This window comes from Pulveribacter sp., assembly GCF_032079985.1.
Taxonomy (GTDB): Bacteria; Pseudomonadota; Gammaproteobacteria; order Burkholderiales; family Burkholderiaceae_C; genus Melaminivora.
In genome coordinates, this window is record NZ_DAMATK010000005.1 from 115,983 (window position 1) to 132,433 (window position 16,451).

Sequence of the window (16,451 nt, forward strand, 5' to 3'; positions counted from 1 at the left end):
GCGGCGCGTCAGGCCGGCGCGGCGCCGGCGCGCGGTGGCTGCAACTGGCTGACGATGAGCGCGGCGACGATCAGCGCCGCCCCCGCCAGGCCGGCGAGGCCCAGCGTCTCGCCGATCAGCACCCACGCCGTGGCGGCGGCGAACACCGGCTCCAGCCCGAAGACGATGGCGCTGCGCATGGCGTCCACGCGCTGCTGGCCCCAGGCCTGCAGGGTGACCACCAGCACGCTGGCCACCACGCCCAGGTAGACCAGCGCGGCCAGCGCATCCGCCGGCAGCGTGGCCAGGGCCTGCAGCGTGCTGTCCGCGCCGCCGTGGCGCAGCAGCACCAGGGCGCTGGCGGCGGCGCACATCAGCAGCGCCTGCACGGCTGCCAGGCGCGTGGCGCGCAGCGGCCGCGCGGCAGTGCGGCGGGCGCATTCCTCCAGCACCAGGATGTAGACGGCGTAGAACAGCGTGCTGGCCAGGGTCAGCGAGTCGCCCAGGTTCCAGGGCTCGTCCTCATGGAACATCAGCACCATGCCGGCCAGCGCCATGGCGCAGGCGCCCCACAGCGCCAGCCCGTAGCGCCGCCCCAGCACGGCCATGGCCAGCAGCGGCACCACCAGCACGTTCAGCCCGGTGACGAAGGCGTTGCGGTTGCTGCTGGTGCGCGCCAGCCCCTCGATCTGCAGCCAGAAGGCGGCGAACAGCAGCGTGCCCAGCAACAGGCCCCAGCGCCGCTCGTCCGCCCGCAGGCCGCGCCAGGCGGGGGCCAGCACCAGCAGGGCGATGGCAAAGCGGGCCCAGATGATCTGCAGCGCATCGAGATGAGCGGACAGCAGCTTCATCGCGGGAAAGGTGGTGCCCCAGACGGCCACCACGAGGAGCAGCGCGGCCAGGCCCTGGCGTTCATGGCGCATGGCGTGACTTGGTTGTGTTGACTATCAAAAAAGGAGCTGCTTGCGCTTGGTAGGTGCGGCTTTCAAAGGGTTTTGAAGCCCGAAGCAGCGTCAGTCAAGCGGGAGCAGCTATGGTTTGAGGAGCTGCAGCGCCTGTGGCGGCGCCGGCGCACCTCAGGCGCTCATGCGCCGCAGGAAGGAGCGGATGCGCTCGCTGGCCGGGTGGGCGAAGAACTCCGCCGGCGGCGCGTCGTGGGCGATGCAGCCCTGGTCGAAGAACATCACGCGGTCCGCCACCTCTCGGGCAAAGCCCATCTCGTGCGTCACCACGATCATGGTCATGCCGCCGCGCGCCAGCTCGCGCATCACGTCCAGCACCTCCTGCACCATCTCCGGGTCGAGGGCGCTGGTGGGCTCGTCGAACAGCATGACCTTCGGCTGCATGGCCAGCGCCCGGGCGATCGCCACGCGCTGCTGCTGTCCGCCCGACAGCTGCCAGGGGTACTTGTGCGCGTGGTCCTGCATGCCCACGCGCTTCAAAAGCTGCATGGCCTGCTCATTGGCCTGGCTGCGCGCCGTGCGGTGGATGCGCCGCGGCGCCAGCGTCAGGTTGTCCAGCACCGTGAGGTGGCCGAACAGGTTGAACTGCTGGAACACCATGCCCACCTCGCAGCGCTGCTGCTGCAGCGTGCGCGGCTCGTCGGTGACCTCCACGCCACCGATGGTGATGCTGCCGCTGTCGTGCGGCTCCAGGCGGTTGATGGCGCGCAGCAGCGTGCTCTTGCCCGAGCCCGAGGCACCGATGATGGTCGTCACCTGCCCGGTGTAGAACTGCGTGGACACGCCCTTCAGCACCTCATGGCTGCCGAAGGCCTTGCGCACGTCCTTGCAGACGATGTACGGAGTTGCGGAATTCTCAGTCATGGCAGGCATAGCCAACCCAATGGTTGATACAGGCGCGCGCCAGGCCAGCAGGCGCCGTGGATCCGGCTTCGCCGGTCCAGTGGCGCCGTCCCCCTTCCCAGCGTGCGAAGCACGCGCCAGAGAAGGGGGAAGCCGCGCAGCGGCTCAGGGGGTTGTTCACTTGACTCGGCCTTCCACGTCGAAGCGGTGCTCGATGCCGTGCGTGACCTGGGTGACCAGAGTAGTCAATATCAGGTAGGTGATGGCCACCGTGGTCAGCGTGGCCACGGGCTGGAAGGTGGCCGACTGGATGCGGTTGCCCACGTTGGTCAGCTCCACCACGCCGATGGCGTAGGCCAGCGACGAGTCCTTCAGCAGCGCCACGAAGTTGCTCACCAGCGGCGGCAGTGCGATCTTGAAGGCCTGCGGGAAGACCACGTCCAAAAACACATGCGTGCGCGGCAGGCCCAGCGCGCGCGCAGCTTCGGTCTGCCCGCGCGGCACGGCCAGCAGGCCGGCGCGGATGGCCTCGGCGTTGTAGGCGCCCACGTTCAGCCCCAGGGCCACGCAGGCGGCGGCGAAGTCGGGCAGGTTCAGCCACGGCACCAGCACCGGCAGCGCGAAGTACACGAACAAAATCTGCACCAGCAGCGGCGTGCCGCGGATGGCCCAGATGTACAGGCTGGCGATCCAGCGCAGCCAGGCCAGGCGGGAGGTGCGCGCCAGCGCCGCCGCCGTGCCCAGGATCAGGCCGGCGACGCCGGCCACCAGGGTCAGCTCCAGCGTAGTGATGGCGCCTTCGGCGAACAGCGCGGCGTTGGAGCCGATGGGCTCGGGGAAGAAAGACAGCAGCCAGCCGAGCAGCGACAGGACCAGCGCCATCAGCACCAGCGCCGCCACCAGCGTCGCGTTGCTGCGCTGGGATCGGCTCCAGCGCGAGGGCCAAAGAGCGACAAGCATTGTGGGATCAGCAAAATGCACGCGCCGGGCGCGAGGGGCCCGGCGCGTGCCAAAAGGGTCGAAAAAGGCTTACTTGCAGGTCACGTCTTCCTGGAAGTACTTCTGCGAGATCTTGCCCACGGTGCCGTCGGCGACCACTTCCTTGAAGGCCTTGTTCCAGGCATCGGCCAGCGACTGGTTGCCCTTGGCCACGGCCGCGGCGATCTTCTCGACGAACAGCATGTCGCCGGTCTTGAAGCCGGCCTTGGGAGCCTTGGCCAGCATTTCCTTGGCCACGAAGCGGTCGGTCACCCAGGCGTCCACGCGCTTGGAGGCCAGGGCGCTGCGCGCGGCCTCGTCGGTGGGGAAGTTCTTCACCTCCTTCACGCCGGGCACTTCCTTGACGTGCTGCAGGTAGGAGGTGCCGGTCTGCACCGCCACCGTCTTGCCGGCCAGGTCGGCTGCGGTGCGGATCTCGGGCTTCAGGGACACGATGATGCCGCCCGAGCAGTAGTGCGGATCGGTGAAGGTGGCGGCCTTGGCGCGCTCCTCGGTGATGCCGTGCGAGGCGATGACCAGGTCCCAGCGGTCCTGCGCCAGGCCGGTCAGCAGGGCGTCGAAGCCGACGGTCTTCCACTCGTACTTGAGGCCCATCTTCTTGACCACGGCCTCGGCGACCTCGATCTCGTAGCCGGTCAGCTGCTTGCCCTTGAAGAAGTTGAAGGGCGCGTACTGGCCTTCGGAGCCGAGGACGATGGTGCCGCTCTTCTCGATCTCGGCCAGCGGGCGTGCCTGCACGGCGGCAGAGGCGCACAGCGCGATCGCGGCAGCGGCGGCCAGGGTCTTGAGCATCTTCATGGGTGTTCCTGCAAGGGGTGGTTCAGGTGCAAAAAAAGTCCGGCGTTGCGGATCACAAGCCGGACACGGTAGGCGCCCGTGCCGATGAAACCCGGCTCAAACAAGGGGGCTGGCGTGACGGGGCAGGGCATTATAGGGACGCGCTTTTGCCTCGCTGCATTGCCGCAAACCCGTGCATCGGCGCGGTTTTTGGCAGAAAAAGCACAACCGTGCGGATTTTCGCGGCTCAGCGCGGGCGCATCAGGGTGGATTTGCCGAACAGGCTCTCCAGCAGGTCCACCGCCAGCTCGGCCGTCTGGTTGCGCACGTCCAGTGCCGGGTTCAGTTCCACCAAATCGGCAGAGGCCAGCTGCCCGCAGTCAGCCAGCATCTCCATGCACAGCTGCGTCTCACGGTAGGTCAGGCCGCCGCGCACGTCGGTGCCCACACCGGGGGCGACGGACGGGTCCATGGCGTCCATGTCGAAGCTCACGTGCAGGTGCGTGTCCCGGTCCACGCCGGCCAGCGCTGCCTGCATCACGGCGCGCATGCCCAGCTCGTCGATGGTGCGCATGTCGAAGACCTCGATGCCGTGCTCGGCGACGAAGCGCTTTTCCACCGCGTCCACGCTGCGCACGCCCACCAGCGTGATCTCGCCGGACCTCAGGGCCGTGCCCCCGGCCAGCTGCGACAGCGCGCGCGGGCCGTGCCCCAGCAGGCAGGCTACGGGCATGCCGTGGATGTTGCCGCTGGGCGAGGTCTCGGGCGTGTTGGCGTCGGCGTGCGCGTCGAACCACAGCACCTTCAGCCGCCTGGCCTGCGCGCGGCAGTGCGCCGCCGCGGCGCTGATGGAGCCGATCGCCAGGCAGTGGTCGCCGCCCATCAGCAGCGGCAGCCGGCCCTGCGCCAGCGCGGCGGCCGCGGCCTCGAACACGGCGCGGTTCCAGTGCACGGCCTCCTGCAGGTGGCGAAAGCCGTCCTGCGGCGCGGCCTGCGGGTTGCCGGGGCCGTGCAGGTTGCCGGCGTCCTCCACGTCTAGGCCCAGCCCGCGCAGGGCGCGCGCGATGCCCGCGATGCGCAGGGCGTCCGGCCCCATGCTGGCGCCCAGCACGCTGGCGCCTACGTCGGTGGGGGCGCCGATCAGGCTCACGGTGGTCATAGGCGTCATTGCTCCTTGCTAGCGCAGGAAGGCGTCGTAGCCGGTCTTGAGGATCAGCGCGCCCACCACGACGATGAAGATGCCGCGCACGAAGCCCGCGCCGTGGCGCAGCGCCAGGTGCGCGCCCAGCACGCTGCCCACCACGTTGGCCACGGCCAGTGGCAGCGCGAAGTGCCACCATACATGGCCCTTGGCGGCAAACAGGATCAGCGCGGCCACGTTGGTCGCCAGGTTGAGCAGCTTGGCCGAGACCGAGGCGTTCAGAAAATCGTAGCCCAGCACGCGCACGAACAGGAACACGAAGAAGCTGCCCGTGCCCGGTCCGAAGAAGCCGTCGTAAAAGCCGATGGCCAGGCCGATGGCGCAGGCGGCCCACATCTCGGCGCGCTCGCCCAGGCGCGGTGCGTGCGTGCGGCCCAGGTCCTTGCGCGCCAGGGTGTAGATCAAGAGTGCCACCAGCACCAGCGGCAGCAGCTTGCGCAGAACGTCGGCGGAGATCAGCGTCACCACCCAGGCCCCGCCAAAGGCCCCCACAAAGCCGGCGGCCGCGGCCGGCAGCATGGCCTGCCAGCGCATGCGCACGCGGCGGCTGTACTGCCAGGTGGCGATGCCCGTGCCCCAGATGGCCGCGCTCTTGTTGGTGCCCATGAGCGTGGCGGGGGCGGTGGTGGGGAAGGTGGCGAACAGGGCGGGCAGCAGGATCAGGCCGCCACCGCCCACGATTGCGTCCACGAAACCGGCCAGCAGCGAGGCCAGCGAGACGATGAGCCATTCCATGGGCGCGATTGTCGCACCGCGGCCGCTCCCATATTGCTAGCTGCCGGCGCTTCTGGGGCGCGGGCTCGGGCCGGTTTTGCCTTGCATTGGGGCGCGGAAATAAAAAAAGCACCTGGCTTGCAGGTGCTTTTCAAAAGAAGGGCGCCTCGTGTGGGCGCCTCAATGAATATTGGTGTTGTTGTGCAATGGCGGTTTGTCTCCTCGGCCCCTCGCTTGGCGTGCCGAGGCGCGCATCGAGTGGCAGGACTGTAGCCGCCGGGACCGGCTGGCGGCATCGGGAATTTCCCGGACGCCCACTCAGGCCTGCGGCCTGCCGCGGCGGATCCACTGTGCAGCCATCTCGGCCATCATCAGCGTGGGGCTGTTGGTGTTGCCGCTGGTGATGGTCGGCATGGCGCCGGCGTCCACCACGCGCAGACCCTGCATGCCGCGCACGCGCAGCTGCGAGTCCAGCACCGCCATCGGATCATCATCCCGCCCCATGCGCGTGGTGCCCACGGGGTGGAAGATGGTGGTGGCGATGTCGCCGGCCAGGCGGGCCAGCTCCTCGTCGCTCTGGTACTGCGGGCCGGGCTTGTATTCCTCGGGCGCGTAGCGCGCCAGCGCCGGCTGCGAGGCGATGCGGCGCACCACGCGCAGGCTGTCGGCGGCCACCTGGCGGTCTTCGGGCGTCGAGAGGTAGTTGGGCGCGATGGCCGGCGCGTCCTCGAAGCGCGGGCTCTTGATGCGCACCGAGCCGCGGCTGGTGGGGTTGAGGTTACACACGCTGGCCGTGAACGCCGGAAAGGTGTGCAGCGGCTCGCCGAACGCGTCCAGCGACAGCGGCTGCACGTGGAACTGCAGGTTGGCGTGCGGCTGGTCCGGGCTGCTGCGCGTGAACGCACCCAGCTGCGAGGGCGCCATGCTCATGGGGCCGGTGCGGCGCAGGGCGTATTCCAGCCCGATGCGCGCCTTGCCCAGCAGGGAGCCGGCCAGCTGGTTCAGCGTGGGCACGCCCTGCACCTTGTACACGGCGCGGATCTGCAGGTGGTCCTGCAGATTGGCGCCCACGCCGGGCAGATCGTGCACCACCTCGATGCCGTGCTGCTGCAGCAGCGCCCCCGGGCCGATGCCCGACAGCTGCAGCAGCTGGGGCGAGTTGACGGCGCCCGCGCACAGGATCACCTCCTGGGTGGCATGGGCCATGGCCATCTCGGTGCCGGTCCAGACCTGCACGCCGGTGCAGCGCGGTGCGCCGTCCGCGCCACGCTCCACCAGCAGCCGCGTGGCCTGGGCGTGCGTCCACAACTCGAAATTGGGCCGGCCGTAGCAGGTTGGGCGCAGAAAGGCCTTGGCGGTGTTCCAGCGCCAGCCGGCCTTCTGGTTGACCTCGAAATAGCCCACGCCCTCGTTGTCGCCGCCGTTGAAGTCCTCGGTGGCGGGAATGCCGGCCTGCTGCGCGGCCTGGGCAAAAGCGTCCAGGATGTCCCAGCGCAGGCGCTGCTTTTCCACGCGCCATTCGCCGCTGCTGCCGGTGCTCTTGCTGCCGTGCAGGCGCTTGAACGCCTCGCTGGCGGCGCCGGGCTGGTCCAGGCGCCAGTGGTCTTCGTGGCGGCGAAAGGCCTGCAGCACGTTGTCCCACTGCCAGGCGTCGTCGCCCGTCACCTCGGCCCAGTGGGCGTAGTCGCGCGCCTGGCCGCGCATGTAGATCATGCCGTTGATGCTGCTGCAGCCGCCCAGCGTCTTGCCACGCGGATAGCGCAGGGTGCGCCCGTTCAGGCCGGCATCGGGTTCGGTCTGGTACAGCCAGTCGGTGCGCGGGTTGCCGATGCAGTACAGGTAGCCCACAGGCACGTGGATCCAGTGGTAGTCGTCCTTGCGGCCGGCCTCCAGCAGCAGCACGCGCTTGCCGCGGTCGGCGCTCAGGCGGTTGGCCAGCAGGCTGCCCGCAGTGCCGGCGCCGATGATGATGTAGTCGAAGGTGTTTTCGCTCATGGGGAGGAGGGAGGTGCGGGCGTAAGACCGCGCTGACAGGTGCTCGCGCCATTGTCCGAGGCCAGGCGCAGGTGTCGAGAGGGAAAGCACTTGGCGCTATGGTTTAAGTAGCTGCTGGCGCTTTAGGCGTGCGCCCTGCAGGGCGATTTGTATGTTTTTTCACGCCCGGGCGAGTCTGTCGGCGGAATGTGCAAAACTGGCGCCCCATGTCCGGCCTGACTTTGCCCACCCTGCAGCGCGAGGGCGCCGAGCGCGTGCTTGTGCGCGGCGACTGGGTGGCGGCCGCCTTTGCCGACCGGCGCGCCTGGCGCCGCATCGCCGCCCAGCTGCGCGGTGCTGGCGGGCAGCAGGCCTGGGACCTGTCGGGCCTGCAGCGGCTGGACCACATCGGCGCGCAGCTGCTGTGGGACCAGTGGGGCCAGCGCTGGCCGCAGGACATCGCCGTGGGCCAGGCCCACCGCGACATGCTGGAGCGCGTGCAGGAATTCACCGCCGCGCGCCCGCCGCGCCAGCGCGCCACGCTGGCCGGACTGCTGGACGGGCTGGGCGCGCAGGTGCTGCACGCGCTGGACCACCTCACACACCTGGTGCAGCTGATCGGCCAGCTGGTGCTGGACCTGCTGCGCCTTGTGCGCCACCCCGCGCGTGGACCGTGGCGCGACATCTCCGGCCATCTGTACCGCATGGGCGCCACGGCGCTGCCCATCACGGCGCTGGTGGGCTTTCTGATCGGCGTGGTGCTGGCCTACCTGATGAGCCTGCAGCTGCGCCAGTTCGGCGCCGAGACCTTCATCGTCAACATCCTGGGCATCTCGCTGATCCGCGAGCTGGGGCCCATGCTGGGGGCCATCCTGGTGGCCGGGCGCTCGGGCTCGGCCATCACGGCGCAGATCGGCGTGATGCGCGTGACCGAGGAGCTGGACGCCATGCGCGTCATGGGCATCCCGCACGGTTTTCGCCTGGTCATGCCGCGGGCGCTGGCGCTGGGCCTGGCCATGCCGCTGATCGCGCTGTGGACCACGCTGGCCGCGCTGCTGGGCGGCATGCTGGCGGCCGACCTGGCCATGGGCATCTCGCCGGCCTACTTCGCTCAGGCGCTGCCCTCGGCGGTGGACGTGGCCAACCTGTGGCTGGCCTGCGCCAAGTCGGTGGTGTTCGGCGTGTTCATCGCCCTCATCGGATGCCACTGGGGCCTGCGCGTGGAGCCCAATACGCAGAGCCTGGGCCAGGGCACGACGGCCTCGGTGGTCAGCGCCATCACCATGGTCATCATCGTGGACGCCGTGTTCGCCGTGGCGTTCAAGAACGTGGGATTTTAAAAATGCGGCACATCCCCCTGAGGCGCCGCGCGCCTTCTCCCTTCTCTCGGTGCGCTGCGCGCCCCGGGAAGGGGGACGCCAGCAGCGCGGCGGGGCGGCCCTTGCGCGCTGGCCGCTGGCGCGGCGCGCGCCGCGGCCCGGCCGCCTGGGCTATGCCGCAAAGCCGGGAGGGCGCCCATGGCTGACGCACCGCCCGTGGTCGAGGCGCGCGGCGTGGCCACCGTCTTCGGCAAGGGCCGGGACGCCTTCACCGTGCACGACAACCTGGACCTGACCGTGCGCCGCGGCGAGATCCTGTCGCTGGTGGGCGGCTCGGGCACGGGCAAGACGGTGCTGCTGCGGCACATCCTGGGCCTGACCGTGCCCACGCGCGGCAGCGTCACGGTGCTGGGCCAGCCGGCCACGCGGCTGGGCGGCGAGGGCGCCAGCGCCCGCGTGGGCATGCTGTTCCAGCACGGGGCGCTGTTCTCGGCCTTCAACGTGCTGGACAACGTGGCCTTCGCGCTGCGCGAGCTGGGCACGCTGCCCGACGACGTCATCGTCGACGCGGCCCTGGTCAAGCTGCGCATGGTGGGCCTGAAGGCCGAGCACGCCACGCGCATGCCGGCCGACCTGTCGGGCGGCATGATCAAACGCGCGGCGCTGGCGCGCGCCCTCATCATGGACCCGCCGCTGTTGCTGCTGGACGAGCCCACGGCGGGGTTGGACCCGAGCAGCTCCGACGAGTTCTGCGACCTGCTGCGCGAGCTGCACGCCGCCCTCGGCCTGACGGTGATCATGGTCACCCACGACCTGGATACGCTCTACGCCCTGTCCACCCGCGTCGCCGTGCTGGCCGAGCGGCGCGTCATCGTCAGCGGCACGCCGCAGGAGGTGGCGCGCTTTGAGCACCCCTTCATCGACCACTTTTTTCTCGGCGAACGCGGCCGGCGCGCCATGGCGCAGCCGGCGGCCGAGCGTCCCAAGGAAGCCTGATGGAAAACAAGTCCCATGCCCTGGCCGCCGGCGCCTTCGTGCTGCTGGTGGCCGCGCTGCTGGCCGGCCTGGCGCTGTGGCTGACGCGCGACCAGACCGCCTACCGCTACTACGAGCTGTCCAGCAAGGACAGCGTGAGCGGCCTGCAGCCCCAGGCCTCGGTGCGCTACAAGGGCGTGGCCGTGGGCAAGGTCACGCGCATCGGCTTCGATCCGCAGGTCAGCGGCAACGTGCTGATCCGCCTGGCCGTCGACGGCAGCGCGCCCATCAGCGACACCACCTTCGCCACGCTGGGCTACCAGGGCGTGACTGGCCTGGCCCACATCCAGCTCGACGACGCCAGCCGCCCGCTCCCCCCGCCGCCGCCGGGCCCCAGCGGCCTGCCGCGGCTGCCCTTGAAGAGCTCGCCCCTGAGCCAGCTGGCCGAGCAGGGCCCGGCCATCCTGGGGCAGATCCAGGAGGTGACGCAGCGCGTCAACGACGTGCTGAGCGATGACAACCAGCAGCGCTTTGCCACCGCTTTGGAGCAGATGGGCAACGCCGCCGGCAGCGTGGACGCGCTGGCCCGACGCATGCAGCAGACCGTGGACACCCGGCTCGACCCGGCCCTGGCCAGCGTGCCGCAGGTCGCCGCGGACGCACGCCAGACCCTGGCCGCGCTGCGCCAGGCCGGCGACAGCGCCGGGCGCGCCGCCGACGACGTGGCCGGCACCGTGCGCCGCCTCGGTGCACCGGGCGGGCCGCTGGACGACATCGCCACCGGCTCGCGTTCGCTGGCCGACGCCGCCGACCGCTTCGGCCGCGTCACGCTGCCGCGCCTGAACAACGCTGCCGACGAAACCGCTCGCGCCGCGCGCCGCCTGGGCCGCACCGCCTCAGGCATCAGCGACAACCCGCAGTCGCTGATCTACGGCAGCGGCACCGCCGCCGCGGGGCCCGGCGAGCCCGGCTTCACGCCGCCCGAGCCCGGCCCCCACTGAGGAGCAAGGACATGCAAAAAAATACGAAAACCATAGCTGTCAGCGCTTGTCTGGCAAGGGCTGGAGCCGTTTTTGGCCTTGCAATGGCGCTGGTCGCCACGGGCTGCTCCGTGCTGCCCAAGCCGCCCACCCGCGCCGCCGTGTACGACTTCGGGCCCGGCCCGGGCGCGGGCCAGGTGGCCCTGGCGGAGCCGGACGCGCAGCCGCCCGTGGCCCTGGCCGACGTGGAGATGGTCGGCCTGCCCGAGGCCAGCTCGGCCCTGCTGTACCGCCTGGCCTATGCCAATGCCCAGCAGCTGCAGCCCTATTCGCAGGCGCGCTGGAGCCAGCCGCCGGCCCTGCTGATGCAGCAGGCGCTGCGCGAGCAGCTGGGCCAGCGCCGCGCCGTGCTCTCGGGCGACGACGGCCTGGCCATGCTGCTCAAGGGCAAGCGCATGCCCACCGTGCTGCGCGTGCAGCTGGAGGAGTTCAGCCACGTCTTCAGCGCGCCGCAGCAAAGCGCCGGCCTGGTGCGCCTGCGCGCCGTGGTGGCCGATGCCAGTGCCGCCGGCGAAACGCTGGTGGCGCAGCGCGTGTTCACGGTGCAGCGCCCTGCCGCCACGAGTGACGCCCCCGGCGGCGCCGCCGCGCTGGCCGAGGCCGCCCACCAGGCAGCGACCGAGCTGGCCGCGTGGATGCAGGAGCTGGGCCGCTGACGGCGTCGCCCCTGTTCGCCCTTCACCAATTTGGGACGTGCAGTGCACGTCCCTTTTTTCTTTGGGCGGTGGTGTGGCCGGAGGTTGCCGCGCGGCCTACAGAGGTTGCAGGCGCTGGGCTGACGCTCGGCCGCCGCCTGCGCCGACGGTGCCCGGGCGCTGCTTTTCATAAATTTGCCTCCATCGCAGCCGGCAAGGCCTGGCGGCGATTCACACAACCATTCGATTTCGACACAGCGAAGAAGGAGAGCAGCCATGAACGAAGACCGTATCAAGGGCAACTGGAAGCAATTCACCGGCAAGGTCAAGGAGCAGTGGGGCAAGCTGACCGACGACGACCTGGACGTGATCGCCGGCAAGCGCGACCAGATGCTGGGCAAGCTGCAAGAGCGCCAGGGCCTGGCCCGCGACGCCGCCGAGGACCAGCTGCGCAACTGGGAGCGCGCCAACCCCGACTTCCGCTGGGATTGAAGGCGCCCAAGCGCACTTCCACCTTCTTGCACAACACACCCGAACAGGAGCAACCATGAAACATCTGCGCAACCTGATGGCCCTGGCCGTCGCCGGCATGCTGGCCACCTCCGGCATGGCCATGACCAAGGAAGAGCACAGCGCCGCCAAGGACCGCATCGAAGCCGACTACAAGGCTGCCAAGGCCCAGTGCGACACCCTCAAGGACAACGCCAAGGACGTCTGCGAGAAGGAGGCCAAGGGCAACGAGAAGGTCGCCAAGGCCGAGCTGGAAGCCCAGTACAAGCCCAGCGACAAGAACACCTACAAGGTGCACGAAGCCCGTGCCGACGCGGATTACGAAGTGGCCAAGGAAAAGTGCGACGACCTGTCGGGCAACGCCAAGGACGTCTGCGTGAAGGACGCCAAGGCGGCCCACGTGAAGGCCAAGGAAAACGCCAAGGTGGCCCGCACCCAGGCCAAGCCCGCCGCCAACACCACCGCCAAGCAGGCGGATGTAGCTGAGGCCAAGAAGGACGCAGCCGAGGAAAAGCGCGAAGCCGACTACAAGGCCGCCAAGGAGCGCTGCGACAGCATGAGCGGTGACGCCAAGGACAAGTGCGTGGCCGACGCCAAGCGCACCTACGCGCAGTAAAAAAACAGTTAAGGCAACTGCATTGACAAGCCCCGCTGGCCGCCAGCGGGGCTTTTTTCATGCGCGCGCCGCCCTGACCTGCGTCAAGGTGCCGGTCGCGTGCCGCTTTTAAGCTCGCCTGCCTTCGACCGACCGCAAACACACGAGAGAGAAAGGCACGCGCGATGGCCGCACTGCAATGGTCCGCGGAGCTGGCGCTGGACCAGCCCCTGATGGACGCCACCCACGAGGAATTCGTCGCCTTGCTGCAGGCCGTGCAGCAGGCGGGCGACGAGGCGCTGCCCGCCGCCTGGGACACACTGGTGGCCCACACGGCCGACCACTTCGCGCGGGAAGACGCCTGGATGGCGGCCACGCGCTTTACCGCCGGCAACTGCCACACGCTGCAGCACCGCACCGTGCTGCAGATCATGCGCGAGGGCGCTGCCCAGGCCGCCGCGGGCGACCTGGCCGTGCCGCGCGCCATGGCGGCCGAGCTGGCCGTCTGGTTCCCCCAGCACACCCAGGCCATGGACGCGGCCCTGGCGCAGCACCTGCGCCGCGTGGGGTTCGATCCGGCCACGGGCACCGTGCACGCGCCGGAGGCGCTGCCGGCCGAGCCCATCCACGGCTGCGGCGGGGCCTGCAGCAGCAGCGAGACGCCCGAGGCCGCCGCCGCGGCCGCCTGAGGGCGTGCTCAGCGCCCGCCGGCGATGTCCAGCAGGCTGGCCGTGGTGTAGGGCGAGGCGTCCGACATCAGCCACACGATGGCCTCGGCCACCTCCTGGGCCGTGCCGCCGCGGCCCATGGGTACCTGCGACGCCAGGTCACGCACGCGGTCGGGCAGGCCGCCGCTGGCGTGGATCTCGGTGTCGATCAGGCCCGGGCGCACGGCGTTCACGCGGATGCCCTCGGCCGCCGTCTCGCGCGCCAGCCCCAGCGTCAGCGTGTCGATGGCGCCCTTGGCCGCGGCGTAGTCCACGTACTGGCCCGCCGCGCCCAGGCGCGCCGCCCGGCTGGAGACGTTGACGATGCTGCCGCCCCGCCCGCCGCGCTGCGTGCTCATGCGGCGCACCGCCTCGCGGGCGCAGTACAGGCTGCCCAGCACGTTGATGTCGAACATGCGGCGCAGGCGCTCGCCGTCCATGTCGGCCAGACGCGCCGGGCGGTCCACCACGCCGGCGTTGTTCACCAGGGCCGTCAGGCGCCCGAGCTGCGCGTCCACCGCCGCGAACAGGGCCAGCACCTGCCGCTCGTCGGCCACGTCGGCCTGCACGGCGATGGCGCGCCCGCCCAGGGCCTCGATGCGCTGCACCACGGCCTGGGCGGCGGCCGCATCGCGCGCGTAGTTCACGGCCACGGCCCAGCCGCGTTCGGCGGCCAGCAGCGCCGTGGCCGCGCCAATGCCCCGGCTGGCGCCGGTGATGAGAACGATCCTGTCCATGGCGTGTGTGTCCTTGCTGCAAGAATGGCTGGTCATCGGTTGAGTTTGCAGCAAGGAAAGGACGGCAGCATGGGTCAGTGGATAGAACTCACCAGCAGCGACGGCTTCAACCTGCCCGCGTGGCAGGTCGACCCGCAAGGCACGCCCCACGGCGCGGTGGTGGTGCTGCAGGAGATCTTCGGCGTCAACAGCCACATTCGCGACGTGGCGCAGCGCTTCGCCGAGCGCGGCTACCTGGCGCTGGCGCCTTCGGCCTTCGCCCGCGTGGAAAAGGGCGTGGAGCTGGGCTACGGCGACGCCGACATGCAGCGCGGCAAGCAGCTGAAGGCGGCCGTGGAGGCCCTGCCGGCGCCCGGCGTGCTGGCCGACATCCAGGCCGCCATCGACCAGGCGGCCGCCGACAGCGGCGGCCGGGTGGGCATCGTCGGCTTTTGCTGGGGCGGGCTGCTGGCCTGGCGCGCGGCCTGCGAACTGCGCGGCCTGTCGGCCGCCGTGCCCTACTACGGTGGCGGCATGACCGCCCAGGCCGAGGCGGCGCGCACGCCGCGCGTGCCGGTGCTGGCGCACTTCGGCCGGCGCGACCACTTCATCAGCGTGAAAAGCGTGCAGGAATTCGCCGCTGCCCACCCCGAGGCGCAGGTGCACCTGTACGACGCCGACCACGGCTTTCACTGCGACCAGCGCGGCAGCTACGACGCGGCCGCCGCCCAGCAGGCATGGACGCGCACGCTGGACTTCCTGGACCAGCACTTGCAAGCCAAATAGGCCTCTAGTGCCCGCCAATCAAGCGCAGGCAGCTATTGTTTGCATAGCGACCGGTGTCAGTGCGCGCCGGCCGCCGCATCCGCCGCGCCCCCCGCGTGCGGGCGCGGCGCGTGCGCCAGCCAGACCAGCGGGATCAGCACCATGAACAGCACGGCCGAGGCATAGAAGATGTCGTTGGCCGCCAGCATGAAGGCCTGCTGCGTGGTCATGCGCTCGATCTGCGCCAGCGCCTGCATGTCGCTCATGCCGGCGGCGCGCAGCACGGCCATGGCTTGCTCGAAGCCGGGGCTGGCGGGCAGCAGGTTCTCGGTCAGCTGCGCGTGGTGCAGCGTGGCGCGTCGCTCCCACAGCGTGGTGGTGACCGACGTGCCGATGGCGCCGGCCGTGATACGCATGAAGTTGGACAGGCCCGAGGCAGCGGGGATGCGCGAGGGTTCGATCTCCGACAGCGTGATGGTCACCAGCGGGATGAAGAAGAACGCCATCGAGATGCCCTGAATGATGGTCGGCACCATGATGGTGGCGAAGTCCGCCTGGGTGGAAAAGCGCGAGCGCATCCACAGCACGATGGCGAACACCACGAAGGCGAAGGTGGCGTAGCGGCGCGGGTCGACCCGGCCGATGGTCTTGCCCACCATGGGCGACAGCACCATGGCCAGCAGGCCCACGGGCGCCATGATCTCGCCGGCCTGCGTGGCCGTGTAGCCCATGTACTGCTGCAGCCACAGCGGCAGCAGCACCACGTTGCCGAAGAACAGGCCGTAGCCCACCGACGTGGCCAGCGCGCCGGCCCAGAAGTTGCGGTTTTTGAACAGCGTCAGGTCCACCACCGGGTGCTCCTCGCCGCGCTCCCAGATCAGGAAGGCCAGGAAGCCCACCACCGCCACCAGGGCGCAGGAGACCACCAGCGGCGAGGCGAACCAGTCGTGCTCCTTGCCGATGTCCAGCACCAGCTGCATGGCGCCCACCCAGATGACCAGCAGCGCCAGGCCGATGGAGTCGATGGGGAGCTGGCGCCGCTCGCTTTCGCGCTTGTGGAAGATGGCCCAGGTGACGAACACCGCGGCGATGCCCACCGGGACGTTGATGTAGAAGATCCACGGCCAGCTCATGTTGTCGGTGATCCAGCCGCCCAGGAGCGGCCCCATCACCGGCGCGATCAGCGTCGTCATGGACCACAGCGCCATGGCCAGGCCGGCCAGCGCGCGCGGGTAGCTGGACAGCAAAAGCGACTGCGACAGCGGAATCATCGGCCCGGCCACGAAGCCCTGCAGCGCCCGCGCGGCGATGAGCAGCGTCATGTTCGGCGCCAGGCCGCACAAGAGCGAGGCGATGACGAACAGGGTCACGCTGGCCACGAACAGCCGCACCTGCCCGAAGCGCTGCGACAGCCAGCCGGTGAGCGGCACGGCGATGGCGTTGGCCACGGCGAAGCTGGTAATGACCCAGGTGCCCTGCGTGGGGCTGACGCCCAGGTCGCCGGCGATGGCCGGCAGCGACACGTTGGCAATCGACGTGTCCAGCACGTTCATGAAGGTCGCCGCCGACAGCGCCAGCGTGCCCCAGGTGCGGGCGCTGCCGGTCAGCGGCGGCAGCGGCAGGGAAGGGTTGCGTGCAGGAGCGGTCATGGTGTCAGGTCAGCAGCGGGAGAGAGGGGGCCGGCAGGTCGCGCCCCAGGCCAGCGGACGCCGTGGATCCGGCTTCGCCGGTCCACCAGCG

17 protein-coding genes are annotated in these 16,451 nt (G+C 70.1%); 8 read left to right on the forward strand and 9 right to left on the reverse strand.

The annotated features are described in order from the left end of the window. Positions 1–8 precede the first annotated feature (8 nt). The 7 genes from RT282_RS14260 to RT282_RS14290 all read right to left on the reverse strand — a co-directional run bounded on the left by RT282_RS14260 (position 9) and on the right by RT282_RS14290 (position 7,470). On the reverse strand, positions 9–902 hold the full coding sequence (locus RT282_RS14260; RefSeq protein WP_313315236.1) for a DMT family transporter: 894 nt from the start codon (positions 900–902) through the stop codon (positions 9–11). 153 nt (positions 903–1,055) lie between these two features. Further along, positions 1,056–1,805, reverse strand: coding sequence for an amino acid ABC transporter ATP-binding protein (locus RT282_RS14265; RefSeq protein ID WP_312305551.1), 750 nt, complete (start codon positions 1,803–1,805; stop codon positions 1,056–1,058). 156 nt (positions 1,806–1,961) lie between these two features. Next, positions 1,962–2,744: an amino acid ABC transporter permease gene (locus tag RT282_RS14270; protein ID WP_312305549.1), complete on the reverse strand. Its 783-nt coding sequence runs from the start codon at positions 2,742–2,744 to the stop codon at positions 1,962–1,964. A 69-nt stretch (positions 2,745–2,813) separates the two neighbouring features. Next, positions 2,814–3,581, reverse strand: a complete 768-nt coding sequence (locus RT282_RS14275) for an ABC transporter substrate-binding protein (protein ID WP_312305546.1) — start codon at positions 3,579–3,581, stop codon at positions 2,814–2,816. 226 nt (positions 3,582–3,807) lie between these two features. Next, a complete protein-coding gene (rocF, locus tag RT282_RS14280; protein ID WP_313315242.1) occupies positions 3,808–4,719 on the reverse strand; it encodes an arginase in 912 nt (303 codons plus the stop codon). Between the two features lie 18 nt (positions 4,720–4,737). Further along, positions 4,738–5,496 (reverse strand): sulfite exporter TauE/SafE family protein, encoded by a 759-nt coding sequence (locus RT282_RS14285; protein WP_313315245.1) that lies wholly within the window; start codon positions 5,494–5,496, stop codon positions 4,738–4,740. Between the two features lie 297 nt (positions 5,497–5,793). Then, the gene (locus RT282_RS14290; RefSeq protein WP_313315248.1) at positions 5,794–7,470 is read right to left on the reverse strand and encodes a GMC family oxidoreductase N-terminal domain-containing protein; all 1,677 of its coding nucleotides are present in this window, start codon (positions 7,468–7,470) and stop codon (positions 5,794–5,796) included. A gap of 206 nt (positions 7,471–7,676) precedes the next feature. Here RT282_RS14290 and RT282_RS14295 point away from each other — a divergent pair, with 206 nt between their 5' ends. The 7 genes from RT282_RS14295 (at position 7,677) to RT282_RS14325 (ending at position 13,212) form a co-directional block, all read left to right on the forward strand. Then, positions 7,677–8,789: an ABC transporter permease gene (locus RT282_RS14295; protein WP_313315251.1), complete on the forward strand. Its 1,113-nt coding sequence runs from the start codon at positions 7,677–7,679 to the stop codon at positions 8,787–8,789. 177 nt (positions 8,790–8,966) lie between these two features. Then, a complete protein-coding gene (locus RT282_RS14300; protein WP_313315254.1) occupies positions 8,967–9,764 on the forward strand; it encodes an ATP-binding cassette domain-containing protein in 798 nt (265 codons plus the stop codon). Continuing rightward, positions 9,764–10,744: an MlaD family protein gene (locus tag RT282_RS14305; protein WP_313315257.1), complete on the forward strand. Its 981-nt coding sequence runs from the start codon at positions 9,764–9,766 to the stop codon at positions 10,742–10,744. The genes RT282_RS14300 and RT282_RS14305 overlap by 1 nt, the downstream gene beginning before the upstream one ends. Before the next feature lie 11 nt (positions 10,745–10,755). Beyond that, on the forward strand, positions 10,756–11,439 hold the full coding sequence (locus RT282_RS14310) for an ABC-type transport auxiliary lipoprotein family protein (protein WP_409519494.1): 684 nt from the start codon (positions 10,756–10,758) through the stop codon (positions 11,437–11,439). Between the two features lie 255 nt (positions 11,440–11,694). Next, positions 11,695–11,910, forward strand: coding sequence for a CsbD family protein (locus tag RT282_RS14315; RefSeq protein WP_312306570.1), 216 nt, complete (start codon positions 11,695–11,697; stop codon positions 11,908–11,910). Positions 11,911–11,965: 55 nt separating this feature from the next. Further along, positions 11,966–12,544, forward strand: coding sequence for a hypothetical protein (locus tag RT282_RS14320; RefSeq protein ID WP_313315263.1), 579 nt, complete (start codon positions 11,966–11,968; stop codon positions 12,542–12,544). 164 nt (positions 12,545–12,708) lie between these two features. Then, on the forward strand, positions 12,709–13,212 hold the full coding sequence (locus tag RT282_RS14325; RefSeq protein WP_313315266.1) for a hemerythrin domain-containing protein: 504 nt from the start codon (positions 12,709–12,711) through the stop codon (positions 13,210–13,212). An 8-nt stretch (positions 13,213–13,220) separates the two neighbouring features. Here the strand turns inward: RT282_RS14325 and RT282_RS14330 are convergent, their stop codons facing one another. Then, entirely contained in the window at positions 13,221–13,967 is a 747-nt protein-coding gene (locus RT282_RS14330) for an SDR family oxidoreductase (RefSeq protein ID WP_313315269.1), read from the reverse strand. Positions 13,968–14,036: 69 nt separating this feature from the next. On the opposite strand from RT282_RS14330, the gene RT282_RS14335 reads away from it, so the two are divergent. Further along, positions 14,037–14,732, forward strand: coding sequence for a dienelactone hydrolase family protein (locus tag RT282_RS14335; RefSeq protein ID WP_313315272.1), 696 nt, complete (start codon positions 14,037–14,039; stop codon positions 14,730–14,732). A 56-nt stretch (positions 14,733–14,788) separates the two neighbouring features. On the opposite strand, the gene RT282_RS14340 is transcribed toward RT282_RS14335, so the two are convergent. Next, positions 14,789–16,360 (reverse strand): DHA2 family efflux MFS transporter permease subunit, encoded by a 1,572-nt coding sequence (locus RT282_RS14340; protein ID WP_313315275.1) that lies wholly within the window; start codon positions 16,358–16,360, stop codon positions 14,789–14,791. Between the last annotated feature and the right edge of the window lie 91 nt (positions 16,361–16,451).

Coding starts and splice junctions, on each gene's coding strand:
- RT282_RS14335 (WP_313315272.1), top strand. CDS start 14,037: ATGGGTCAGTGGATAGAACTCACCAGCAGCGACGGCTTCAACCTGCCC.
- RT282_RS14310 (WP_409519494.1), top strand. CDS start 10,756: ATGCAAAAAAATACGAAAACCATAGCTGTCAGCGCTTGTCTGGCAAGG.
- RT282_RS14325 (WP_313315266.1), top strand. CDS start 12,709: ATGGCCGCACTGCAATGGTCCGCGGAGCTGGCGCTGGACCAGCCCCTG.
- RT282_RS14290 (WP_313315248.1), bottom strand. CDS start 7,470: ATGAGCGAAAACACCTTCGACTACATCATCATCGGCGCCGGCACTGCG.
- RT282_RS14305 (WP_313315257.1), top strand. CDS start 9,764: ATGGAAAACAAGTCCCATGCCCTGGCCGCCGGCGCCTTCGTGCTGCTG.
- RT282_RS14285 (WP_313315245.1), bottom strand. CDS start 5,496: ATGGAATGGCTCATCGTCTCGCTGGCCTCGCTGCTGGCCGGTTTCGTG.
- RT282_RS14270 (WP_312305549.1), bottom strand. CDS start 2,744: ATGCTTGTCGCTCTTTGGCCCTCGCGCTGGAGCCGATCCCAGCGCAGC.
- RT282_RS14340 (WP_313315275.1), bottom strand. CDS start 16,360: ATGACCGCTCCTGCACGCAACCCTTCCCTGCCGCTGCCGCCGCTGACC.
- RT282_RS14275 (WP_312305546.1), bottom strand. CDS start 3,581: ATGAAGATGCTCAAGACCCTGGCCGCCGCTGCCGCGATCGCGCTGTGC.
- RT282_RS14315 (WP_312306570.1), top strand. CDS start 11,695: ATGAACGAAGACCGTATCAAGGGCAACTGGAAGCAATTCACCGGCAAG.
- RT282_RS14295 (WP_313315251.1), top strand. CDS start 7,677: ATGTCCGGCCTGACTTTGCCCACCCTGCAGCGCGAGGGCGCCGAGCGC.
- RT282_RS14265 (WP_312305551.1), bottom strand. CDS start 1,805: ATGACTGAGAATTCCGCAACTCCGTACATCGTCTGCAAGGACGTGCGC.
- RT282_RS14330 (WP_313315269.1), bottom strand. CDS start 13,967: ATGGACAGGATCGTTCTCATCACCGGCGCCAGCCGGGGCATTGGCGCG.
- RT282_RS14320 (WP_313315263.1), top strand. CDS start 11,966: ATGAAACATCTGCGCAACCTGATGGCCCTGGCCGTCGCCGGCATGCTG.
- RT282_RS14300 (WP_313315254.1), top strand. CDS start 8,967: ATGGCTGACGCACCGCCCGTGGTCGAGGCGCGCGGCGTGGCCACCGTC.
- rocF (WP_313315242.1), bottom strand. CDS start 4,719: ATGACCACCGTGAGCCTGATCGGCGCCCCCACCGACGTAGGCGCCAGC.
- RT282_RS14260 (WP_313315236.1), bottom strand. CDS start 902: ATGCGCCATGAACGCCAGGGCCTGGCCGCGCTGCTCCTCGTGGTGGCC.